Genomic DNA, 21,851 nt, shown 5'->3' with positions numbered 1-21,851 from the left:
GCCTTAAGCGGTCAAGAGGGGTGGGCCGGTTATGCGCCATGAGATTGGCGCAGCGCCGTTTCGGTGGAAGCCCCTCGTTGTTTCGCCGCCGTGACGAAGACGCCTTGCGTGTTACGCCTCGATGAACTGCCGGATGTCGGCCGGGTCGATCGTTATCGTGGCGCAACCTTCGCAGATGGTCGAGATCCGGCCGCGGGCGGCCTTCCGATGACCTGGCACGGGGGAGCCGAGTCGGGCAGTTCGGGAGGGCCGGCCGCGGCCGGGGCCAAGGGAATCAGACCGCTTCGGCGGTCTCCGGGAGCTCGATCGCGAGCTTCTCGGTGAGGTCCACGACCTCGGCCAGGTCCCCGAAGTCGCGTACGGCCGTGTCGACCGTCTTTCGAATACGAGTGTTCACGCGCTCGGAGCGGACCTTCTTGGCGATGTGCATGGCCTGCTCGGCCAGCTCCGCACTCCGCTCGGGCTCGCGCTGCAGCAGGTGGACCGTGGCCATGCCGATCAGGTTCAGTGCGTACGACCGCTGGTGCTCGGCGTCCTGGGCGAACAGGTCGACGGCCCGCTGCATCACGGGCTCGGCGAGCGAGGCGTACGTGGGGCTGCGGCCCGCGACGTAGGCGAGGTCGCGGTAGGAGTGGCTGTTCTCTCCGTGCAGCTCGGCCTCGGAGAAGAAGCGGATCCAGTCGGGGTCCGGGTCGTCCCACTCGTCGACGTCGGCGAAGGTGTCCTCGGCCATCCGGACCGCCCGCTTGCACTTGCCGGGCTGCCCCATGTTGGCGTACGCCCGAGCCTCCATCGCATACAGCATGGACTGGGTGCGCGGGCTCGCGCAGTCCCGGCTGCCGTACTGCGCGAGGTGGATCAGCTCCAGCGCGTCGTCGGGCCGCCCGAGGTGGATCATCTGGCGGCTCATGCTGGACAGGACGTACGAGCCGAGCGGCTTGTCGCCGGCCTCCTTGGCGGCATGCAGCGCGAGGACGAAGTACTTCTGCGCGGTCGGCTGCAGCCCGATGTCGTACGACATCCAGCCGGCCAGCTCCGCCAGCTCGGCGGCGACCTTGAAGAGCTTGCGGGTGGTGGTCTCGGGCTGGGGTTCCTGGAGGAGGTCGGTCACCTCGTGCAGCTGGCCGACGACCGCCTTGCGGCGCAGGCCGCCGCCGCACTGGGCGTCCCACTGGCGGAACATCACCGTGGTGGACTCGAGCAGGTCCAGCTCCGGCCGGGAGAGGCGGCCGCCGCGGCGGCTCGCGGCAAGCGGCTCGGGCTCCGGCTGCGGGGCCTGCGGCCCGGGCACCAGCCAGCGCTGCATCGGCTCGATGAGGGACGGGCCCGCGGACAGGGCCAGCGAGGTCCCGAGGAAGCCGCGCCGCGCCAGCATCAGGTCGCTGCGCGAGAACTCGCTGAGCAGGGCCACCGTCTGCGGACCCGTCCAAGGCAGGTCGACGCCGGACACGGAGGGTGACTGGCGGGCGGCGCGCAGGCCGAGGTCCTCGACGGAGACCACACAGCCGAAGCGCTCGGAGAACAGCTCGGACAGGATCCTGGGGATGGGCTCGCGGGGATTCTCGCCGTCCAGCCAGCGGCGCACCCGGGAGGTGTCCGTGGAGATGTGGTTGGCGCCCAACTGGCGCGCCCGGCGGTTGACTTGGCGGGCGAGCTCGCCCTTCGACCAGCCGCTGCGCACGAACCAGGACGCGAGCAGCTCGTTGGGGCGCTTCTCCGTGCTGCTCGCGGTCGTCCCGCTTCCGCCGTTGCCGCTCACTGGAACGCCCCCATCCCTGAGACCACTTGTCGCTGAGTGCGCCAAGCCCTATCAGAATGCCGGTAAATACGGCTGCCCGTCCGCCGGTTGTCACCCTTCGAACGGGATGCCGACTTGCCTCCGGCATACCCACGAGTGCATGTGCCCCCAGGACTCGTGCACTCAAAGTAATCCTACGATCACCCGTCCAGCCATGGCGATCCCGGAAACGCCACCATTCGCCACCCCTTCGAATGAACTCACGGTGGCCTCCGCGCGATTCACTTGACATAGGACGGCCGGGAGTAGGCGGAGCGATGCACTCTGGGGCGCGCACTGCCGAGTTCACCACCCGGGGCACTTCGGAGCGCCGCCTGGACCGAGCGGAGCCGGTGAGCCCGGAACACACAGGGTCACGTTCCGCATCCGCGTCGTAACCACCGACGCGTCGGACACGTTGGAGGGGGCATGGGCTTCACGATCGGCGGCATCCGGGAGATTCGCTCCGGCTCGCGTCGGCGCGGCCGCTCCTCGGAGTGCACCGCCGTCGCCGAGTTCACCGGGCTCTGGGGCTGGGACGTCGTACCGGGCGCGCGGGCCGCGGCGGGCGCCTGTTCCTGCGGCCGGGCGGACTGCAGCGCACCGGGGGCGCACCCCCTGGAGTTCGCGCCCCAGGTGCCGGCCGGCGCCACGCTCGACGAAGTGACCAAGGCGTGGGGCGAGTTCCCCGGGGCGTCCGTGATGCTGGCGGTCGGCCGTGCCTTCGACGTGATCGAGGTGGCCGAGCCCGCCGGCCGCCGAGCACTGGTCCGTCTGGAGCGCATGGGTCTCCCCCTCGGCCCGGTCACCGCGACCCCCGAGGGCCGCACCCACTTCTTCGTCGCCCCCGGCGCCGCCGCCGAGCTCCCCGAGCTCCTCTACCGCATGGGCTGGGACGACCCGACCTCCCTCGACCTCCGCGGCCTCGGCCCCGGTACGTACATCACGGCCCCGCCCTCCGACCGCGGCGGACTGGGCCCGGCGCGCTGGCTACGGCCTCCGGCGCTGGACTCGGCGACGAAGCCGCCGGCGGCGCGGTTGCTGCTGGGGACGCTGGCCTACGTGGCGCATCGGTCGCGCGCATAGTCGTACACAGCGAAGCGCCCGTTCCCCAACTGCACCTTGGGAGACGGGCGCTTCTTCAGCCGCATACCGACCTTGGTATGCGGTGTCACTCTCCGATAAGGGCGTCAACGAACGCCTCCGGCTCGAACGGTGCCAGGTCGTCGGCGCCCTCACCCAGGCCGACCAGCTTGACCGGCACGCCCAGCTCGCGCTGCACCGCGACCACGATGCCGCCCTTGGCCGTACCGTCCAGCTTGGTCAGGACGATGCCGGTGATGTCGACGACCTCGGCGAAGACACGGGCCTGGACGAGGCCGTTCTGGCCGGTCGTGGCGTCGAGGACGAGCAGGATCTCGTCGAGCGGGGCGTGCTTCTCGACGACGCGCTTGACCTTGCCGAGCTCGTCCATGAGGCCGGTCTTGGTGTGCAGGCGCCCGGCGGTGTCGATGAGCACGACGTCGGAGCCCATCTCCTTGCCCTCCTTCACCGCGTCGAAGGCGACGGAGGCGGGGTCGCCGCCCTCGGGCCCGCGAACGGTGTGGGCGCCGACCCGCTCGCCCCAGGTCTGCAGCTGATCGGCGGCGGCGGCACGGAAGGTGTCGGCGGCGCCGAGGACGACGGTGCGACCGTCGGCCACCAGGACGCGGGCGAGCTTGCCGGTGGTGGTGGTCTTGCCGGTGCCGTTGACGCCGACGACCATCACGATGCCGGGCTTGCTGGTCTCGGGCTCGGTCTTCACCGTGCGGTCGAAGTCGGTGCCGACCAGCTTCAGGAGCTCCTCGCGCAGCAGGCCGCGCAGCTCGTCGGGGGTGCGGGTGCCGAGGACCTTCACGCGTTCGCGCAGGCCGTCGACCAGTTCCTGGGTCGGGGCCACACCGACGTCGGCGGTGAGCAGCGTGTCCTCGATCTCCTCCCAGGTGTCCTCGTCGAGGTGCTCGCGCGACAGGAGCGTGAGCAGCCCCTTGCCGAGCGCGTTCTGGGAGCGGGAGAGACGGGCGCGGAGGCGGACCAGCCGTCCGGCCGTCGGCTCGGGAACCTCGATCTCGGGGATTTCGAGGGCGGGCGGTTCCTCGACGGCGACCGGGGCCGAGCCGTCCGGAAGATCCACCTCCTCTATCGTCCGGCGCGGTTCGTCGCGGGGCGTCTCGGCCTCGTCGCCGACGTGCGGCTCGGCCGGAGGGGCGGTGATGTCGGGCGCGGCGGGGGGCGGCGGGGGCAGCGACTTCTTGCGCCGGCTGCCGACGATGAGCCCGCCGAGCGCACCGAGCACGACCACGGCGATGACTACAGCAAGGATGACGGTTTCCATAACGCGTCCAGTATCAGTCATGGAGTCCTGCGACACCCCTCTGGATGTCTGACACACCGTCAGCTAACGTCCCCCTCCACACCCGCCCGGTGAAGGGGGCCCCATGCCCGTCACGGTCGTACGTTTCAACCTGGTCGAACCCGGTGCCAGCCCCGCCTCGCTCAGCGCCCGCTACAAGGCCGCCCTGGAGATGGCCGCGTACGCCGACGACCGCGGAATCACCACCGTCCAGACGGAGGAGCACCACGGCGTCGCGAACAACTGGCTGCCGTCGCCGTTCGCCTTCGCGGGCGCCGTCTTCGGCGCGACCCGGCACATCGCGGTCACCGTCTCGGCGGTCATCGGCCCGCTGCACGACCCGCTGCGGCTGGCCGAGGACATCGCCGTACTGGATCTGCTGAGCGGCGGACGGCTGGTCACCGTCGCCGGGATCGGGTACCGGCCTGAGGAGTACGCCCAGTTCGACGTGGACTGGAAGCGGCGGGGCAGGCTCCAGGACGAGCTGCTGGAGACGTTGCTCAAGGCCTGGACCGGCGAGGAGTTCGAGTACCGGGGCCGTACCGTACGGGTCACCCCGCGCCCCTTCACCGACCCGCACCCCCTGCTCCTGGTCGGCGGCTCCTCCAAGGCCGCCGCCCGCCGGGCCGCCCGCCTCGGCCTCCCCTTCTTCCCCAGCGCGCATCTCCCGGAGCTGGAGGCGTACTACAAGGAGCGGCTCGTCGAGTACGGCACCGAGGGCTGGACCATGATGCCGACCGCCGAGACCCCGCTGCTGCACCTCGCCGAGGACCCGGACCAGGCATGGGCCGAGCACGGGCAGCACTTCCTGCACGAGGCGCGGACGTACGCCTCCTGGCAGTCCGGCGACATCAAGTCGGCGGTGAGGTCGGCGGCCACGACCGTGGACGAGCTGCGCGCCGAGGGCGTGTACCGGATCCTCACGCCGGACGAGTGCGTGGCCCAGGGGCTCGACAACCTCGTACTGCATCCGCTGGCCGGCGGGATGCCGGTGGACGAGGGATGGCGCAGTCTGCGGTTGTTCGCGGAGCGGGTGATTCCGGCTCTGGGAGGCTGAGCCGGGGCGATAACCGGTGGTCGGGCGGGGCCCGGCGGTGGTCCACTGCGGCCATGAGTCTGCTGGTGGAAGTGTTCGTCCGCGCGCCGGACGGTGAGGTACGGATACTCGACGTGCCGGACGACGTGTACCAGTCCGGCGGCTTCGAGTCCTGGCGTACGACGGTGTGGGGATCGGAGTTCGTACGCTCGCTCGGTGCCCGCTTCCTGCCCGTACTGGCCGACCAGGACCTCTACGTCGAGGCCGAGGACGTATCGGAGTTCCGGCGCGAGGTCGCCCTGCTGCGCTCCCGTCTCGACGAGGTGGCCCACGGCACACAGCGGCCACGGACGGTCGAGGAGCACCGGCACCAGATCGAGACCCGGCTGCGGATCATCGAGGAGAGCATCCGCAAGGCCCTGGAGATCGGTGGCGGCGTCCTCATCTGGTGAGACATGGCACCGCCGCCCCTGCCCGGACAGTGACCGGGCAGGGGCGGCGGACGGTACGAGGAGAGGGGCAGCGGGGACTTGGCCCTTCTCCCCGAGTGTGCGGGGCCGCTCAGCCCATCTCCTCCAGCGCCTTGCCCTTCGTCTCCTTCACGAACTTCAGGACGAACGGGATGGAGAGCGCCGCGGAGACCGTGTAGATCACGTAGGTCGCGGAGAGGTTCCAGTCGGCCAGCGACGGGAAGCTCGCGGTGATGGCCCAGTTGGCGATCCACTGCGCGGAGGCGGCCACACCCAGAGCGGCGGCGCGGATCTTGTTCGGGAACATCTCGCCGAGCATGACCCAGACGACCACACCCCAGGACAGGGCGAAGAAGAGGACGAAGACGTGAGCGGCGATCAGGGCGGTCCAGCCCTGGGCCGCGGGGAGCTTGCCGTCCACCAGGTCGTACGAGAAGGCCCAGGCCTCGAGCGCGAGACCGACGACCATGCCGATCGAACCGATCAGGGCCAGCGGCTTACGGCCGATGCGGTCCACGAAGATCATGGCGATCACGGTGCCGACGATGTTGATGATCGACGTCGTGAAGGAGTAGAAGAACGAGTCCGTCGGGTCGACGCCGACCGACTGCCACAGGGTCGAGGAGTAGTAGAACGCGACGTTGATGCCGACGAACTGCTGGAAGACCGAGAGGCCGATACCGATCCAGACGATCGGCTTGAAGAAGAAGCCACCGCCGAGCAGGTCCTTGAAGGTGGACTTGTGCTCGCTGCTCATCGCGTGCTCGATCTCGGCGACACGGGCGTCCAGGTCGGTGTTGCCGCCCTCGACCTCGGCGAGGATCTCGCGGGCGCGCTCACGCTTGCCGACGGAGATCAGGAAGCGGGGCGACTCGGGGATGGCGAAGGAGAGCAGGCCGTAGAGGACGGCCGGGACCACCATGACGCCGAGCATGACCTGCCAGGCCTCCAGGCCCATCAGCTTGCCGCGCTGGTCGCCGCCGGCGGCGTTGAGCAGACCCCAGTTGACCAGCTGCGAGATGGCGATGCCGATGACGATCGCGGCCTGCTGGAAGGACCCGAGACGGCCGCGGTACGCGGGCGGGGCGACCTCGGCGATGTAGGCGGGGCCGATGACCGAGGCCATGCCGATGGCGAAGCCGCCGACGACGCGCCAGAGGGCGAAGTCCCACAGGGCGAAGGGCAGCGCCGAACCGACGGCACTGACCGTGAACAGCACGGCGGCGATCTGCATGACCCGGATACGGCCGATGCGGTCGGCTATTCGTCCGGCGTAGGCGGCGCCGATGGCACAGCCGATCAGGGCGATGGCGATGACCTGGGCCAGGGCCGCGGAGCCGATGTCGTAGCGGTCACGGATCGCTTCGACGGCGCCGTTGATCACGGAGCTGTCGTAGCCGAAGAGGAATCCGCCCATCGCGGCCGCCGCCGCGATGAAGATGACGTGCCCGAGATGATCGGGGTGAGCCGTTCCGGCTCCTGATTTCTGTGCCTGCGCTGTGCTGGTCACGTTCAACTCCTCGGGCCACCGGCAACGCTGCCGGGTGGGGGTGAGCCCTTCCAGATAGGTGGTACCTGAAGGTAAAAGCAACGTTGCCGAGACTATGCCTTCAAGTTTCGAAGTCAAGAGGTCGCGGCTGTGACTTTTCAGCGCAGCTGTGACGGGAATGTGTTCAAGTCTTGAAGAGATGTGGTCAGCGCAGTCGCTGGCTGATGACCTTCGAGACACCGTCGCCCTGCATGGAGACGCCGTACAGCGCGTCGGCGACCTCCATGGTCCGCTTCTGGTGCGTGATCACGATCAGCTGCGAGGCTTCCTGCAGCTCCTGCATGATGCGGATCAGCCGCTGCAGGTTGGTGTCGTCGAGGGCGGCCTCGACCTCGTCCATGACGTAGAAGGGGCTCGGCCGGGCCTTGAAGATCGACACGAGCAACGCCACGGCGGTGAGTGAGCGCTCGCCACCCGAGAGCAGGGAGAGCCGCTTGACCTTCTTGCCCGGCGGGCGTGCCTCGACGTCGACACCCGTGGTGAGCATGTTGTCGGGATCGGTGAGGATCAGCCGCCCCTCGCCACCCGGAAACAGCCGGCTGAAGACGCCCTCGAACTCGCGGGCCGTGTCCCAGTAGGCCTCGGTGAAGACCTGCTCGACGCGCTCGTCGACCTCCTTGACGACCTGGAGCAGATCGGCGCGGGTCTTCTTCAGGTCTTCGAGCTGCTCGCTGAGGAACTTGTGGCGTTCCTCCAGCGCGGCGAACTCCTCCAGGGCGAGCGGGTTGACCTTGCCGAGCTGCTGGTAGGCCCGCTCGGCGGCCTTGAGCCGCCTCTCCTGCTCGGCGCGGTGGAAGGTCCTGGGCTGGTTTCGGGGGTGCTCCGGGTCCTCGGGGAGCTCCTCGCCCTCGGCGGGCAGGGAGGGCGGTACGAGCTGGTGGGGGCCGTATTCGGACACGAGCCCGGCGGGCTCCACGCCCAGCTCCTCCAGCGCCTTGGTCTCCAGCTGCTCGATGCGCATGCGCTTCTCGGCGCCGAGCACCTCGCCACGGTGGACGGAGTCGGTGAGCTTGTCGAGCTCGGCCTTGAGATCGCGGCCGGTGCCGCGAGCCGCAGTCAGCTCCTGCTCGCGCCGGGCCTTGGCGGCGTCCGCCGCGGTGCGCTCCTCCTGCGCCCGCGCGAGCGACACCTCGACGTGCGCGAGCAGCTGCCGCGCACCGGAGGCGACGGCCTCGGCGACGGCGGCCTCGTGCCGCAGCCGGGCCCGGCGCTGCTCGGCACGCGCGCGTGCCTCGCGTTCCGCGCGGGCGGCCCGGTCGAGCGAATCGGCGCGTCCGGCAAGGCCCTTGACGCGTTCCTCGTGCGTACGGACCTGGAGCCGGGCCTCCATCTCGGTCTGGCGGGCATTCGCCCCGTCGGCGGCGAGACGGTCCCGTACCGACGTGTCGGGTTCCTCCTCGACCGGCATCTCCTCGGCGACGGCGAGCCGTTCGGCCAGTTCCTCGACGTCCTGGAGGGCCTTGTCGAGCGCGTCCTGAGCACGGGCAGCGGCGGCCACGGACCGCTCTGCCTCTCCCGCCGCTCCCCTGGCCTGTCCCGCGAGGCGGCCGAGCTGCTGGGCCACGGCGGACTTCTCCCGGTCGGCGGCCCTGCGCCGCTCCCCCAACTCCTCCACGAGCGCGGCATTTTCCCTGCGGCGCTCGGTGGCCGCGTGCTGTGCCTCCGTGAGTTCCTCGCAGCGGACGGCCAGCTCTTCCAGCTCGGCTGCGGCCTCGTCGACGGAAGCCTGCACCTCGAGGAGGCTGGGGGCGCCGGCGGAACCGCCGTGTGCGAAGTGGGCGCCGAGCAGGTCGCCTTCCGCGGTTACGGCGGTGAGGTCGGGGCGGGAGTAGACGAGGTCCTCGGCGTCTTCGAGGGTGCCGACGACGACGATGCCGTGGAGCAGGCGGCGGATGGCGGGGATCAGGTCGGAGGGGGCGCGAACCAGATCGGCGGCGAAGGGGGGTTCGGCGGCTGCAGGTTCGTTGTGGCCGGTCGCGCCCGCGCCCCTGAGGTCGGCTGCCGTACCGGTGTCTTCCGGTGCTCCCGCCAGCAGCAGTGACGCCCGTCCGCCGTCCTGCTTCCGCAGCAACCGGATCGCGTCCGCCGCGGCGGACGGGGAGGTCACTGCGAGGGCGTCCGCCGCCGCGCCGAAGGCCGCCGCCAGGGCGGCCTCGTAGCCCGGCGTCACCGTCAGCAGCTCCGCCGCCGGGCCCAACAACCCGGTGAGACGGTCCTTCGCGCCCAGCAGCGCGCCCGTCCCGTCCTTCCTGCGCAACCCCATCGCCAGCGCCTCGTGCCGCGCCTGGGTCGCCGCCCGCTTTCGCTCCGCCGCCGTGGCCGCCTCGCGGGCGGCGGTCAGGGCGGCCTCCGCCTCGGCCAGCGCCGCTTTCGCCGCGTCGTGCTGCTCGCCGAGTTCCGCGTCACCGGCGTCGAGGCCGTCGACCTCGGCCTTCAGCGCCTCGTACTCCTCCTGGGCGGCGGCGGCACGTTCCTGCGCCTCGTCGCGGGCGGCGGCCAGGCGGTCGATCTCGGCCTGGGCGGAGGCGGCGCGTGAACGGGCCGCGTTGACCTGGCCGTTCAGCCGGGCGAGGCCCTCGCGGCGGTCGGCGATGGCGCGGGCGACGTCCTTGAGGCGCCGTTCCTCCTGGGTGAGTTCGCGCTCCAGCTCGGCGCGGTGCGCGACGGTGTCCTCCAGGGCCCGCTCGGCCGCCTCCAGGGCAGCTTCGAGCTCGGCCTCCTGCTCACGGATGCGGGCGGCCTCGCGCTCCATGTCCTCGGGGTCGCGGCCGCGCCGCTCCTCCGGCGGCGCGGAGGTCGCGCTCTTCACGCGCGCGTCGGCCAGCGAGATCGTGCCGCGCACCCGCTCGGCCAGCTGCGAGAGCTCGTACCAGGTCTGCTGGGCGCGCTGCAGCCGCGGCGCCAGCTGCCGTACCTCGTCCTCCAGAAGCGCCTCTCGCTGCAGCGCCTTCTTCAGCTCCTGCTCGGCGGCTTCCTTGCGTTCCTTGAGCGCGGCCTCGTCCGCGACCTCGGTCTTCAGCGCCTCCCGCAGTCGTACGAGATCGTCGGCGAGGAGGCGAAGGCGGGCGTCACGCAGGTCGGCCTGGATCACGGCGGCCCTGCGGGCGACGGCGGCCTGGCGGCCGAGGGGCTTGAGCTGGCGGCGGAGTTCGTCCGTCAGGTCCTGCACGCGCGCGAGGTTGGCCTGCATCGCGTCCAGTTTCCTGAGGGCCTTCTCCTTGCGCTTGCGGTGCTTGAGGACGCCGGCCGCTTCCTCGATGAAGGCCCGGCGGCCCATGGGGTCGGCGTGCAGGACGGAGTCGAGCTGGCCCTGGCCGACGATGACGTGCATCTCGCGACCGATGCCGGAGTCGGAGAGGAGTTCCTGGATGTCGAGGAGACGGCAGGTGTCGCCGTTGATCTGGTACTCGCTGCCGCCGTTGCGGAACATGATCCGCGTGATGGTGACCTCGGCGTACTCGATGGGCAGTGCGCCGTCCGAGTTGTCGATGGTCAGCGAAACCTCGGCACGGCCGAGTGGCGGACGCCCGGTGGTGCCGGCGAAGATGACGTCCTCCATCTTGCCGCCGCGCAGCGACTTGGCACCCTGCTCGCCCATGACCCAGCTCAGGGCGTCCACGACGTTGGACTTGCCCGAGCCGTTCGGCCCCACGACACACGTGATGCCCGGCTCGAACCGGAGCGTGGTCGCCGAGGCGAACGACTTGAACCCGCGGAGGGTCAGGGCCTTGAGGTGCACGCCGCTGGACTCTACCTTCCGCCGGTATCTCACTCCATGAACCCGCGGTTTCACCCTTGAACGTGCAGGGCACACCAAACGTTAAAGAGGGTGAAAGGATGCGCGGGGGAAAGAAAGAAGGGACGCCGAAGCGTCCCTTGCAAACTCTGACAACTTAGCGGTTGATACGGGCGGCCCAACCACTGCTGTCGTGGTGCGATGCAGTGATCAGGTGAGCGCAGGCTCCGCCTGGTGTGCGTCGATGCTCTCCATGATCCTGTCGTGAGAAGCGGCAGCCGCGAGCGCGTCGTTCTCCGCCTGGATCCGTACGAGCTCGGATTCCAGGTCCTGGACGCGCTGCTGGAGCCGTCGCATCTCGGCGAGGAGTCGAGGGTCGGAGCCGCCGACGTAACCGAGAAGCGCCTTTGCCATGATGGATGGTCCTCCACACTGAGTGACCGACCGAAGCGGTGTGGGTCGTGAGGGAATCGCACCCGCGGTGCTTGACACTCTTGAGTTCGTGCTGCCGTTCATCCATGCCAAACAGCTAAGGTGCGCGGGGTGCTTTCAGCGTCTCACCAAAAAGTTTGACGGTCAACACGATCACGCCCTGTATTGGCGGGCAACCCGGGTGCACGCGGCCGGAAAGCGGCGGCGCTGCGACTTCTGCGGGGCCCTCAGGGCGTGGCGATCATTCTTAGGTGCGGAGCCTGCCAGAGCAAGCGATTCTTGGCAACCACCAGGCAATTTCTGCTCCGGGCAGCTGCCGGTGGCATGTTCCTCCGCTTCTGTCAGGCCCTCTTTACAGAATCCGGTCAGCGGATGGCGAAGCCGTCGTAGCCTCCGCGAGGTGTGTCCCAGATCTCGGTGACACCGTCCACACGTCCGGGCGTGTCGTCGCCCTGGAGCCAGTCGAGGAGTCCCTCGCACCGCTCCCGAGGGCCCTCCGCGACCACCTGGACCCGGCCGTCTCCCAAATTGAGAGCAAAACCACTCACGCCACCGAGCTCGAGGGCCTTGGCCCGCGTGAACCAGCGAAAACCCACACCTTGGACGCGTCCCCGCACCCAGGCAACCAACCGCACATCCTCGCTCATGGGTGCAACCTAACGGGCCAATGTCTCTTGGGACACTTCCTCCTCTGGCGCCATGCGGTACCGTCCCCACCCAATGAATCTCATATGAAACTCACTCGATCGAGTGAGTTGGGTCACCCGCAAGATCGTATGGGACCAGTTGATCGCAAGGACGAGGAAGGCCAAGACATGGGACGCCACCGACGCTCCGCCGCCGGCCGCGCCGCCACAGGCCGCGCCACGGGGGTCACAGGAAGGGACGGCTCGTACACGAGCAGCTACGACCCCCGGCAGTACTCGTACAGCTACGACCCGCCGCAGGAGTACGCGGGTGACGAGCAGCCCACGCTGGGCACCGCCCCGTATCTGAACTCCGACCCGCTTGCGGGCTCCGGGGAGTACGCCGAGGCCTCCGCTCTGAACTCCGACCCGCTTGCGGGCTCCGGGGAGTACGCCGAGGCCTCCGCGCGGAGTGCGGCCTACCTGTTCGCGACGGAGGACGACTACACCGTCGTCTTCCCGGAGCACGGCTTCAGCCCCGGCGACGGCCGGCGCGGGAAGTCGGGCCGGCGGCGCAAGAAGAAGGCCGTGACGCCCGTGAAGAGCGGGCTGCTCGGTGTCTCCGCGGCCGTCGCCATCGGCACGGTCGCGGTCGCCACGGGCGCTGTGCCCGGCCTCGACAACTACAAACTCGGCGGCGGCACCGGCGACAAGGTGCAGGCCGCGAACACTCCGTCGAACTCCGCGACCGAGCAGGGCGGCACCTCCGGCAGCGCCCAGGGGCGCGACGAGGGTTCCTCGACGAGCCGCGACGCCGACCGCTCGCCGTCCCCGGCGCCGTCCACCTCCTCGGCCGCGCCCACCACCGAGGCGCCGACGAAGAAGCCCAAGGCGACGCCCACCAAGAAGCCGAAGACGCCGCCCTCGAAGAAGGAGACCAAGCCGCCGAAGGAGACCACCGCGCCGGTGACCGTCTCCGCGGAGGCCGCCGCCGAGGCGGAGGTGCTCAAGCTGGTCAACGAGGAGCGGGCCAAGGTCGGCTGCAGCGCGGTGGCCGCCAACAGCACGCTGTCGGACCTGGCCGAGAAGTTCAGCGAGGCCATGGCCGCCGAGGGCTTCTTCGACCACACCGACCCGAGCGGCGCCTCGCCGTGGGACCGGGCGGCGAAGCTCGGCATAACCGACCTCGGCGGCGAGAACATAGCCCGGGGCCAGGCCGACGCGGCCGCGGTGATGGAGGCCTGGATGAACAGCCCCGGTCACCGCGCCAACATCCTGAACTGCGACTTCAAGACCCTGGGGGTCGGCGTGCACTTCGGGTCGGGCGGCCCCTGGTGGACGCAGGACTTCGGTTACTAGAAGGTCCTGGTACGAGGTCGCGGAGCACGCCGGTCCCGGAAACGGGGATCAGGCGGCGCGGCCCAGCAGGAACACCCGTGCCGTCTCCGTGACCCGGCGGCCCAGGTGCTCCGCGGTCTGGATGTCCGCCTTGTGGACGGCGTCCGGGCCCTCGTCGACGTTGGTCTGGGCGGCCGCGCCGGCGAAGACGCCGAGGCGATTGAGGTCGTGCTCGGAACCCTCGCTGTTGTTCCAGCCCGGGTGCAGGCCGAGGTTGACCCAGTGCATGCCGTGCTGCCCGGCGAGGATCTGGAAGAACTGCAGGGTGTGCAGCTTGTCGCCGCTCTTGGAGCCGGAGTTGGTGAAGCCGGCCGCCAGCTTGTCCTTCCAGTCCTGGCCGAACCAGCGCTTCGAGGACGCCTCGGCGAAGACGTGGAAGGCGCCGGACGCCGTACCCATGTAGGTCGGCGAACCGAAGACGATGGCGTCCGAACCGTCCAGCAGCGCCCACTGCTCGTCGGTGATCTCGTCGACGTTGATCAGATGCGCCTCGGCGCCCGCCTCGACGGCACCGGCACGGACGGCCTCGGCGAGGACGGCGGTGTGGCCGTAGCCGGAGTGGTAGGCGATGGAGACAACAGGGGTGGTCACGATGCGTACTCCTGGAATGAGCAGGTCACTGACAATGACAGAAGGAAAGCACTAACTCCTAGTTAGTGCAACCTGCCGGTTAGCGCTGCCTTCGAGTACGCTTGAGTAATGGACAGCACGCAGGAGCGCCCGCAGGCGCAGGACCTCCCGTTCAACGTGTTCGCCAAGGCGTGTCCCTCGCGCGGCACCCTGGAGCACGTCACGGGACGCTGGGGCGCACTCACGCTCGGCGCCCTGTACGAGGGTTCGCTGCGCTTCAACGAGCTGCGCCGCCGTGTCGACGGCGTGAGCGAGAAGATGCTCTCCCAGACGCTGCACGCGCTGGAGCGCGACGGTCTGGTGCACCGCGAGGCCCAGCCGACGAACCCGCCGCGCGTGGACTACGAACTGACCCCGCTCGGTAGGCAGGTCGCCGAGCGGCTCCTCGGCCTCATCCACCTGCTGGAGGGCCGCATGTCGGACGTCCTCGCGGCGCGCGAGCGCTACGACGAGACGCGCGGCGCCCTCTGACACTTCGGGCAGAAGTAGCTCGACCGGTTCATCCAGGGGCGCCGGCGCATCGGCGTGGCGCACCTCTTGCAGGGCAGGCCCTCGCGGCCGTACGCGTCGAGCGACCGGTCGAAGTAGCCCGACTCCCCGTTGACGTTGACGTAGAGGCTGTCGAAGCTGGTGCCGCCGACGGCGAGTGCCGCGTTCATCACGTCCCTTACGTGGCCGAGGAGTTCGGCGGTGCGCGGGCGGGTGAAGCCGGCCGTCGGACGCTCGTAGTGGACGCGGGCGCGCCAAAGGGCCTCGTCCGCATAAATGTTGCCGACTCCGCTGATCAACGACTGGTCGAGCAGGGCCCGTTTGATGGTCGTACGCTTGCGGCGCAGCGCCTGGTGGAAGGCCTCGTCGTCGAACAGCGGGTCCAGGGGGTCGCGGGCGATGTGCGCGATGACGTCGGGCAGGCCCTCGGGGGTGTTGTCGTGCAACGACAGGCCGCCGAAGGTGCGTTGGTCGACGAAGCGGAGTTCGGTGGCAAGGTCGTCGGCGAAGCGGACCCGGATGCGCAGGTGCTTCTCGTCGGGGGCCGTGTTCGGCTGGACCAGGAGCTGGCCGCTCATGCCGAGGTGCGCCAGGACCGACTGGTCGGTGTCCTCCAGCGGCAGCCACAGGTACTTGCCGCGGCGGCTGGGGAGGCCGACGCGGTGGCCCTTGAGGCGGTGCGCGAAGTCGTCGGGGCCGGCGATGTGACGGCGTACGGCACGCGGGTGCAGCACCTCGGCGTCGGCGACCACACGGTGGGCGACCCACCGCTCCAGGCCGCGCCGGACGACCTCGACCTCGGGCAACTCGGGCATCGGGACCCCCCGTACGGCTGTGTATGAGCCGAGCGCCCGCCCCGCGGCGGGGACGGGCGCTCGGGATGCGCTGTTCGTCAGGCAGAGACGGAGGTCGGGCCTTCGCCGTCGTGGGCGGCCTTCTCAGCGGCCGCCTTCTCGGCCGCCGCCTTCTTGGCGCGCTCGTCCGCCGCGGCCCGGATGGACCGCCAGGCGGACTCGGCGGCCTGCTGCTCCGCCTCCTTCTTGCTGCGGCCGGTGCCGGTGCCGTACGAGACGCCTCCGACGCGGGCGGCAGCAGTGAAGGTCTTCTCGTGATCGGGGCCGGTCTCCGTGACCAGATACTCGGGCACGCCGAGGCTCTCGGTCGCGGTGAGCTCCTGGAGGCTGGTCTTCCAGTCCAGGCCGGCTCCGAGGTTGGAGGACTTCTCGATCAGCGGGTCGAAGAGCCGGTGGACGAGCTCGCTCGCCGCATCGAGACCCTGGTCGAGATAGACAGCGCCGATCACCGCTTCAAGGGTGTCGGCGAGGATGGACGCCTTGTCCCGGCCGCCTGTGCCTTCTTCACCCCGGCCGAGCCGGATGAAGGAGCCCAGTTCGAGCCCGCGGCCCACCTCCGCCAGCGCACGCGAGTTGACCACCGCGGCCCGCAGCTTGGCCAGCTGGCCTTCGGGCAGGTCGGGGTGGGTGGTGTACAGCGTGTCCGTGACCACGAGGCCGAGCACGGAGTCCCCGAGGAACTCCAGCCGCTCGTTGGTCGGCAGACCGCCGTTCTCGTACGCGTACGAACGGTGGGTCAGCGCACGCACCAGAAGGGCGGACTCGAGCTTGTACCCGAGCCGCCCTTCCAGAAGCGTGTGGGACGAGGCTGTGTTGTCCGCCTTCTTCTTGGCGGTTGGGTCCGCCTGGGCGTCATCCGCCTTCTTGGCAGTGGACACGGTGCCTCTCACCAGCCGCTCAGACCTCGAGGACCTGGCGCTTGTTGTAGGTGCCGCAAGACGGGCACGCAATGTGCTGCTGCTTGGGCTCGTGGCAGCGCTCGCACGCAACCAGGGTGGGGACCGCAGCCTTCCACTGCGACCGGCGGTGGCGCGTGTTGCTGCGCGACATCTTCCGCTTCGGAACAGCCACGGCTACTTCTCCTGCTTCTCGTCGACGCCCGCTTCGGCGCCGCTCATCTCGTCCTTCTCGCCATCTTCGAGTGAACCGGCGAGTCCCTGCAGTGCCGCCCAACGGATGTCGACGGCGTCGTGGTGGTGGTCCGGGTCGTCCGTGAGCCGCGCTCCGCACTCGGAGCACAGGCCCAGACAGTCGTCCTGGCACACCGGCTGCATCGGCAGTGCGAGCACCACCGCATCGCGCAGCAGAGGTTCGAGGTCGAAGAGTCCGTCCTCGATGAAGAACCTGTCCTCGTCGTCCTCGGCGTCGTCGCCCGGTTCCGCGATCACGCGGCCCCGGTCGTCGGCGTCAGGGTACGAGAACAGCTCCTGGAATTCCGCTTCGACGTCCAGCTGAAGCGGCTCCAGACACCTTACGCACTCCCCCTCGGCCTGTGCACGGGCGGTGCCTGTGACAAGCACCCCTTCCATGACCGACTCGAGCCGGAGTTCGAGCTCCACCGGGGCGCCTTCCGGCACTCCGATGACTCCCTGGATTCCGAGGTCCTTGGGGGCGTCGATCGTGCGGGTCTGCCGCTGCAGCGCACCGGGACGCCGACCCAGCTCGTGCGTATCGAACACGAGGGGGTTGCGGTGGTCGAGGCGAGCGTTGGGGGCCATTCCTGCTTTCGATCTTCTGAGCTCAGAGGGACGCCACCCTGCCAGTCAGTGTCACCTGAACTTTGGGGCAGCGTTGATCGCGGACGTACGCGCGACCGAAGAGCCAGGATACTGGACCTTTCGCTCACGGCCCAATCCGGCTGTTTGTCGCTGGTCCTTACTGGCCGCGGCCCTGCTCGTACGCCCTCAGCTGCTCGGGCGTGATCATGCCGGTGTCGAAGAGGCTGGTCTCGTCGAGGGCGTACGACTGGTGACCCTGGTGCGTCTGGTTCTGCTGGTGCGCCTGGTTCTGCTGGTGCGCCTGGTTCTGGTCGTACGCCGCCTGCTGGGCGTCGTAGCCCTGGTAGGCGTAGGGATCGGCCTGCTGGTAGCCGTACGCGTCCTGCTGGCCGTAGCCCTGCTGCTGGTAGCCGCCCGCGTAGGGGTCGGTCTGCTGCTGATAGCCGTACGCCGGCTGCGGCTGGCCGTAGTCCTGCTGCTGGGCGGGCTGCTCGGCCGCAGTGTCCTTCTCGGCGAGGGCGGCGAGGTCGGCCAGGTAGTCGGCGTCGCTGGAGTGCTGGAAGGCCGTGGCGTCGTCGGCGAGGGCACCGAGGTCGTCGGTGGCGATCCGGCCGTGCAGCTTCTGGCGGCCCTTGCCGACGGCCTCCAGGGTCTTGGTGAGGACGGCCTCGAAGGCACCGAGCTTGGTGTCCACGTAGGCGTCGGCGTCCTTGCGCAGGGTCTCGGGGTCGTGGCTGCGCTCGGGGGCGTCCTCGTCCTCGTAGCCCTGCTCGTCCAGGCCCGGGCCGGTGCCGAGGAGCTTCTCGCGGCCGCGGCCGACGGAGCCGATGGTCTTGGTGAGGACGACCTCGAAGTTGGCGAGCTTGGAGTCGACGTAGTCGTCGGCCTCCGCGCGGATCTCCTCGGCCTCCTGGCGGGCCTCGGTGAGGATGCGGTCGGCCTCGGCCTGGGAGCGGCGGGCGACCTCGGTGTCGGAGATCAGCGAGCCGCGCTCGGCGTGCGCCGTGGAGATGATCCGGTCGGCCTCCTGGCGGGCCTGCTCGACCATCTGCTCGCGGTCGCCGATCAGCTCCTGGGCCTGCGCGAGGGAGCCGGGCAGCGCCTCGCGCACCTCTTCCAGCATCGAGAGCAGTTCGGCGCGGTTGACCACGCACGAGGCCGACATGGGCATCGACCGGGCGCCGGAGACCGCGGCGACGATCTCGTCGAGCTTCTTCTGCACGTCCACCGTGTGCTCGCCACTCTCTACCGATGTGTTGGAGACGGACGGGACGACTGTAGCCCCATCAGTCCTTGCGCAGGCGCTTGTTGAGGGCCTCGAGAACCACCGGCGGCACCAGGTGGGAGACGTCGCCGCCCCAGGTGGCGACCTCCTTGACCAGGGAGGAGGAGAGGAAGCTGTAGGTGGGGTTGGTCGGCACGAAGAGCGTCTCCACGCCCGTCAGGCCGTTGTTCATCTGGGCCATCTGCAGCTCGTAGTCGAAGTCGCTGACCGCGCGCAGGCCTTTGACGATGGCCGGGATGTCGCGCTCCTTGCAGTAGTCGACGAGGAGGCCGTGGAAGGCCTCGACGTTCACGTTGCCGTACTCGGCTGTGACCTGGCGGATCAGGTCGATCCGCTCGTCGATCTCGAACAGGCCCTTCTTGGACTTGTTGATCATGACCGCGACATAGACCTCGTCGTACAGACGGGAGGCGCGGGAAATGATGTCGAGGTGTCCGTTGGTGATCGGGTCGAACGACCCGGGACAGACGGCGCGGCGCACTTGAGATCCCTCGCTCTCCGGTCCGGTCATCGTGCGTCTTCGCACGTAGAGGCGGCGCGACCGTACCAAAACGTGCCCTCGCCGTAGCGACGGGCCCGGATCGCTTCGAAGCCGTCCGGCCACCGGAATTCGCCGCCTCTGGTGCTGCGCTCCACGGTGACGAGCGCCTCCGGCGCGAGCCAGCCCCCTGAGCGGAGTGTGAGCAGAATCTCGCGAAGATCGTGATCTGAGACAACGTACGGAGGGTCGAGGAAGACGATGTCGTACGGCTCTGCCGGCGCCGGGGTCTGGATGATCTGTTCCGCTTTGCCCGACCTCACCTCGGCGCCGGGGAGGCCGAGGGATTTGACGTTCTCGCGGACTGTGCGGGCCGCTCGTGCGTCCGCCTCGACGAGGAGGGTGTGGCTCGCGCCTCGGGAGAGGGCCTCCAGGCCCACAGCGCCCGAACCGGCGTAGAGATCGAGGACTCGTTCGCCGTCCAGGGGGCCGCCGAGCAGGGACTGCCAGGTGGAGAAGAGGCCTTCGCGTGCGCGGTCTGATGTTGGGCGGGTTCCGGTGCCGGGTGGCACGGAGAGGCGCCGTCCGCCTGCCCGGCCGGCGATCACGCGGGTCATTGTCGGGGTCCTTGTTCGTGGGCGGCTTTCGGTTCAGTTTGGCAGGCCTACTGGGTGGGTGCGTGTTCGCCGTCGGCGGGTGCGGGTTTGTTGTGGCTGGTCGCGCAGTTCCCCGCGCCCCTAAAAGAAAAGGGCGGCTCCCCCTAGCCCTTTTCCAAGTACTGCTCTCTTTCCTCGTCCAAGAGGGCGTCCAGGGCTGTCCGTAGGCCGGGGAGTCCCGTCAGTTCCGGATCCGCCGCCACCACCGCTGCCGCCTCCTCCCTCGCCTCGGCGATGACCTCCTCGTCCTCGATCACCGCGAGGACCCGCAGGCTGGAGCGGGCGCCGGACTGGGCCTGGCCGAGGACGTCGCCCTCTCGGCGTTGTTCCAGGTCGATTCGGGAGAGTTCGAAGCCGTCGAGGGTGGAGGCGACCGAGTTCAGGCGCTGACGGGCTGCGCTTGCCTCCGGCATCTCCGTGACCAGGAGGCAGAGGCCTGCCGCCGAGCCTCGGCCCACTCGGCCGCGCAGCTGGTGGAGCTGGGAGACGCCGAAGCGGTCCGCGTCCATGATGACCATCGCCGTGGCGTTCGGGACGTTGACGCCGACCTCGATGACCGTCGTGGCGACCAGGACGTCGGTGTCGCCGGCGGCGAAGCGGCGCATGACGGCGTCCTTGTCGTCGGGGTGCATGCGGCCGTGCAGCACTTCGACGCTCAGGCCCTGGAGGGGGCCCTTGGCCAGCTGGTCGGCCACTTCGAGGACGGCGAGCGGCGGACGCTTCTCGGCCTCGTCCTCCGGGGACTTCTTCTTGCCGGACTTCTTGGGGTCGTCGTCCTCGTCGCCGATGCGGGGGCAGACGACGTACGCCTGATGGCCGTTGCCCACCTCCTCGCGGACGCGCTCCCAGGCACGGGCCAGGAAGTGCGGCTTGTCGGCGGCCGGGACCACGTGGCTGGCGATCGGGGAGCGGCCCGCCGGGAGTTGGTCGAGGACCGAGGTCTCCAGGTCGCCGAAGACGGTCATGGCGACCGTGCGCGGGATGGGGGTGGCCGTCATGACGAGGAGGTGCGGGGGCTGTTTGCCCTTGCCGCGCAGGGCGTCGCGCTGTTCGACGCCGAACCGGTGCTGTTCGTCGACCACGACCAGGCCCAGGTCGTGGAACTGGACCTTGTCCTCGATCAGCGCGTGCGTGCCGATGACGATTCCGGCCTCGCCGGTGGCGAGGTCCAGCATCGCCTGGCGGCGCCCGGCCATGCCCATCGAGCCGGTCAGCAGCACCACCTTGGTGGCGTGCTCGGAGCCACCGAGCATCCCGCCCTCGGCCAGCTCGCCCATCATCTCGACGATCGACCGGTGGTGCTGCTGGGCGAGCACCTCGGTGGGCGCGAGCATGGCCGCCTGACCACCGGCGTCGACGGTGGCGAGCATGGCGCGAAGGGCCACCATCGTCTTGCCCGATCCGACCTCTCCCTGCAGCAGCCGGTGCATCGGATGCTCGGTCGCCAGGTCGTCGAAGATCTCCTTCGAGACCTTCTGCTGGCCCTCGGTGAGGATGAAGGGGAGGCGGTCGTCGAAGGCGGTGAGGAGGCCGTCGGGCTTGGGTTTGCGGGCGATCGCCGGGAGTTGGGCGTCGGCGTGCCGGCGGCGGGCGAGGGCCACCTGGAGGACGAAGGCCTCGTCCCACTTGAGGCGGGCCCGGGCGTCCTCGATGTCGGCCTTGGTGTGCGGGCGGTGGATCTTGAGGAGGGCCTCGGGGAGGGGGACCAGACCGCGGCCCTCGCAGAGCGTGGACGGGAGGGGGTCCACGGCTTCCTGGGCGGTGGGCAGGACCGTCTGGATGGCCTTGCCGATCTTCCAGGACTCCAGTTTGGCGGTGGCCGGGTAGATGGGGATGAGGGCACCGGCCCAGGTCTCCACTGTTTCGTCCGTGTCGCCTCGTAGCAATTCGTAGGCCGGGTGGGCCAGTTGGAGGCGGCGGTTGAAGACGGAGACCTTGCCCGCGAACATCGCGCGTGTGCCCGGCAGGAGTTCCTTGTGGGGCTTGTGGACGCCGTTGCCGAAGAAGACCAGTTGGAGGCGCCCGCTGCCGTCCGTGATCGTGACCTCCAGGCGCTGGCCCTTGCCGCGGGGCGCCTTGGCGGAGGCGAAGGTGTGCAGGCGGGCGTCGGCGACCATCGCGACCACCGTGACGTGCTCGTCCATCGGGAGGTCGGCGAGGTGGGTGAGCTGGCCGCGCTCCTCGTATCTGCGCGGGTAGTGGTGCAGGAGGTCGCCGACCGAGTGCAGGCCGAGGTGCTCGGCCATCACCTTCGCGGTGGCGGGGCCGAGCACCGACTTCAGCGGTTGTTGCAGTGGTTCTTGCAGTGCGGGCACGAGATCCATT

The 21,851-nt window shown here is 69.6% G+C and carries 19 protein-coding genes and 1 pseudogene; 5 read left to right on the top strand and 15 right to left on the bottom strand.

Annotated elements, in window-relative coordinates; all coding sequences use genetic code 11:
* Positions 1 to 274: 274 nt before the first annotated feature.
* Complete coding sequence (locus ACFY1L_RS33385) at positions 275 to 1,759, bottom strand: hypothetical protein (RefSeq protein ID WP_388832398.1); 1,485 nt, start codon at positions 1,757 to 1,759, stop codon at positions 275 to 277.
* 447 nt (positions 1,760 to 2,206) lie between these two features.
* Between ACFY1L_RS33385 and ACFY1L_RS33380 the strand changes: the two genes are divergently transcribed.
* A complete protein-coding gene (locus ACFY1L_RS33380) occupies positions 2,207 to 2,863 on the top strand; it encodes a bifunctional DNA primase/polymerase (protein WP_388832395.1) in 657 nt (218 codons plus the stop codon).
* Between the two features lie 85 nt (positions 2,864 to 2,948).
* Here the strand turns inward: ACFY1L_RS33380 and ftsY are convergent, their stop codons facing one another.
* Positions 2,949 to 4,151, bottom strand: a complete 1,203-nt coding sequence (gene ftsY, locus ACFY1L_RS33375) for a signal recognition particle-docking protein FtsY (protein WP_388832392.1) — start codon at positions 4,149 to 4,151, stop codon at positions 2,949 to 2,951.
* Between the two features lie 103 nt (positions 4,152 to 4,254).
* On the opposite strand from ftsY, the gene ACFY1L_RS33370 reads away from it, so the two are divergent.
* Together ACFY1L_RS33370 and ACFY1L_RS33365 are read left to right on the top strand one after the other, a co-directional pair.
* Complete coding sequence (locus tag ACFY1L_RS33370) at positions 4,255 to 5,226, top strand: LLM class flavin-dependent oxidoreductase (RefSeq protein ID WP_388832390.1); 972 nt, start codon at positions 4,255 to 4,257, stop codon at positions 5,224 to 5,226.
* Between the two features lie 53 nt (positions 5,227 to 5,279).
* The gene (locus ACFY1L_RS33365; protein ID WP_388832387.1) at positions 5,280 to 5,657 is read left to right on the top strand and encodes a hypothetical protein; all 378 of its coding nucleotides are present in this window, start codon (positions 5,280 to 5,282) and stop codon (positions 5,655 to 5,657) included.
* Positions 5,658 to 5,766: 109 nt separating this feature from the next.
* On the opposite strand, the gene ACFY1L_RS33360 is transcribed toward ACFY1L_RS33365, so the two are convergent.
* From ACFY1L_RS33360 to ACFY1L_RS33345, 4 genes are all read right to left on the bottom strand, one after another.
* The gene (locus ACFY1L_RS33360) at positions 5,767 to 7,185 is read right to left on the bottom strand and encodes a sugar porter family MFS transporter (protein ID WP_388832384.1); all 1,419 of its coding nucleotides are present in this window, start codon (positions 7,183 to 7,185) and stop codon (positions 5,767 to 5,769) included.
* Between the two features lie 184 nt (positions 7,186 to 7,369).
* Entirely contained in the window at positions 7,370 to 10,963 is a 3,594-nt protein-coding gene (smc, locus tag ACFY1L_RS33355; protein WP_388832381.1) for a chromosome segregation protein SMC, read from the bottom strand.
* A 207-nt stretch (positions 10,964 to 11,170) separates the two neighbouring features.
* Positions 11,171 to 11,374 (bottom strand): hypothetical protein, encoded by a 204-nt coding sequence (locus tag ACFY1L_RS33350; RefSeq protein ID WP_016432419.1) that lies wholly within the window; start codon positions 11,372 to 11,374, stop codon positions 11,171 to 11,173.
* Positions 11,375 to 11,757: 383 nt separating this feature from the next.
* Positions 11,758 to 12,039 carry an acylphosphatase gene (locus ACFY1L_RS33345; RefSeq protein WP_388832378.1) on the bottom strand — a complete coding sequence of 94 codons (282 nt, stop codon included), beginning with the start codon at positions 12,037 to 12,039 and terminating at the stop codon, positions 11,758 to 11,760.
* Positions 12,040 to 12,207: 168 nt separating this feature from the next.
* On the opposite strand from ACFY1L_RS33345, the gene ACFY1L_RS33340 reads away from it, so the two are divergent.
* Positions 12,208 to 13,377 carry a CAP domain-containing protein gene (locus tag ACFY1L_RS33340; RefSeq protein ID WP_388832375.1) on the top strand — a complete coding sequence of 390 codons (1,170 nt, stop codon included), beginning with the start codon at positions 12,208 to 12,210 and terminating at the stop codon, positions 13,375 to 13,377.
* Between the two features lie 48 nt (positions 13,378 to 13,425).
* Here ACFY1L_RS33340 and ACFY1L_RS33335 read toward each other — a convergent pair whose 3' ends face one another.
* Positions 13,426 to 14,007: a flavodoxin family protein gene (locus tag ACFY1L_RS33335; RefSeq protein ID WP_388832373.1), complete on the bottom strand. Its 582-nt coding sequence runs from the start codon at positions 14,005 to 14,007 to the stop codon at positions 13,426 to 13,428.
* A gap of 108 nt (positions 14,008 to 14,115) precedes the next feature.
* Here ACFY1L_RS33335 and ACFY1L_RS33330 point away from each other — a divergent pair, with 108 nt between their 5' ends.
* A complete protein-coding gene (locus tag ACFY1L_RS33330; protein WP_361270791.1) occupies positions 14,116 to 14,517 on the top strand; it encodes a helix-turn-helix domain-containing protein in 402 nt (133 codons plus the stop codon).
* On the opposite strand, the gene mutM is transcribed toward ACFY1L_RS33330, so the two are convergent.
* From mutM to recG, 8 genes and pseudogenes are all read right to left on the bottom strand, one after another.
* Entirely contained in the window at positions 14,490 to 15,350 is an 861-nt protein-coding gene (gene mutM / locus ACFY1L_RS33325) for a bifunctional DNA-formamidopyrimidine glycosylase/DNA-(apurinic or apyrimidinic site) lyase (protein WP_388832369.1), read from the bottom strand. The two genes, ACFY1L_RS33330 and mutM, sit on opposite strands and share 28 nt — an antisense overlap.
* Positions 15,351 to 15,427: 77 nt before the next feature.
* Positions 15,428 to 16,279, bottom strand: coding sequence for a ribonuclease III (rnc, locus tag ACFY1L_RS33320; protein ID WP_388832366.1), 852 nt, complete (start codon positions 16,277 to 16,279; stop codon positions 15,428 to 15,430).
* Between the two features lie 7 nt (positions 16,280 to 16,286).
* Entirely contained in the window at positions 16,287 to 16,460 is a 174-nt protein-coding gene (gene rpmF / locus ACFY1L_RS33315) for a 50S ribosomal protein L32 (RefSeq protein ID WP_003951102.1), read from the bottom strand.
* 2 nt (positions 16,461 to 16,462) lie between these two features.
* Positions 16,463 to 17,107 carry a YceD family protein gene (locus ACFY1L_RS33310; RefSeq protein WP_388832363.1) on the bottom strand — a complete coding sequence of 215 codons (645 nt, stop codon included), beginning with the start codon at positions 17,105 to 17,107 and terminating at the stop codon, positions 16,463 to 16,465.
* Between the two features lie 157 nt (positions 17,108 to 17,264).
* Positions 17,265 to 18,335, bottom strand: coding sequence for an ATP synthase F0 subunit B (locus ACFY1L_RS33305; RefSeq protein ID WP_388832360.1), 1,071 nt, complete (start codon positions 18,333 to 18,335; stop codon positions 17,265 to 17,267).
* Between the two features lie 58 nt (positions 18,336 to 18,393).
* The gene (gene coaD / locus ACFY1L_RS33300) at positions 18,394 to 18,873 is read right to left on the bottom strand and encodes a pantetheine-phosphate adenylyltransferase (protein WP_388832754.1); all 480 of its coding nucleotides are present in this window, start codon (positions 18,871 to 18,873) and stop codon (positions 18,394 to 18,396) included.
* A 26-nt stretch (positions 18,874 to 18,899) separates the two neighbouring features.
* Positions 18,900 to 19,499, bottom strand: a pseudogene (gene rsmD, locus ACFY1L_RS33295) (16S rRNA (guanine(966)-N(2))-methyltransferase RsmD); the annotation flags it as partial.
* A gap of 131 nt (positions 19,500 to 19,630) precedes the next feature.
* A complete protein-coding gene (gene recG / locus ACFY1L_RS33290) occupies positions 19,631 to 21,850 on the bottom strand; it encodes an ATP-dependent DNA helicase RecG (protein ID WP_388832357.1) in 2,220 nt (739 codons plus the stop codon).
* Between the last annotated feature and the right edge of the window lies 1 nt (position 21,851).

Source organism: Streptomyces sp. NPDC001663 (genome assembly GCF_042893105.1).
Taxonomy (GTDB): Bacteria; Actinomycetota; Actinomycetes; order Streptomycetales; family Streptomycetaceae; genus Streptomyces.
The sequence above is the reverse complement of the archived record's forward strand: the minus strand, read 5'-3'. Positions and strand labels throughout refer to the sequence as shown.

Coding starts and splice junctions, on each gene's coding strand:
- ACFY1L_RS33310 (WP_388832363.1), bottom strand. CDS start 17,107: ATGGCCCCCAACGCTCGCCTCGACCACCGCAACCCCCTCGTGTTCGAT.
- recG (WP_388832357.1), bottom strand. CDS start 21,850: ATGGATCTCGTGCCCGCACTGCAAGAACCACTGCAACAACCGCTGAAG.
- ACFY1L_RS33345 (WP_388832378.1), bottom strand. CDS start 12,039: ATGAGCGAGGATGTGCGGTTGGTTGCCTGGGTGCGGGGACGCGTCCAA.
- ACFY1L_RS33330 (WP_361270791.1), top strand. CDS start 14,116: ATGGACAGCACGCAGGAGCGCCCGCAGGCGCAGGACCTCCCGTTCAAC.
- ACFY1L_RS33340 (WP_388832375.1), top strand. CDS start 12,208: ATGGGACGCCACCGACGCTCCGCCGCCGGCCGCGCCGCCACAGGCCGC.
- mutM (WP_388832369.1), bottom strand. CDS start 15,350: ATGCCCGAGTTGCCCGAGGTCGAGGTCGTCCGGCGCGGCCTGGAGCGG.
- ftsY (WP_388832392.1), bottom strand. CDS start 4,151: ATGGAAACCGTCATCCTTGCTGTAGTCATCGCCGTGGTCGTGCTCGGT.
- ACFY1L_RS33380 (WP_388832395.1), top strand. CDS start 2,207: ATGGGCTTCACGATCGGCGGCATCCGGGAGATTCGCTCCGGCTCGCGT.
- ACFY1L_RS33365 (WP_388832387.1), top strand. CDS start 5,280: ATGAGTCTGCTGGTGGAAGTGTTCGTCCGCGCGCCGGACGGTGAGGTA.
- ACFY1L_RS33350 (WP_016432419.1), bottom strand. CDS start 11,374: ATGGCAAAGGCGCTTCTCGGTTACGTCGGCGGCTCCGACCCTCGACTC.
- ACFY1L_RS33370 (WP_388832390.1), top strand. CDS start 4,255: ATGCCCGTCACGGTCGTACGTTTCAACCTGGTCGAACCCGGTGCCAGC.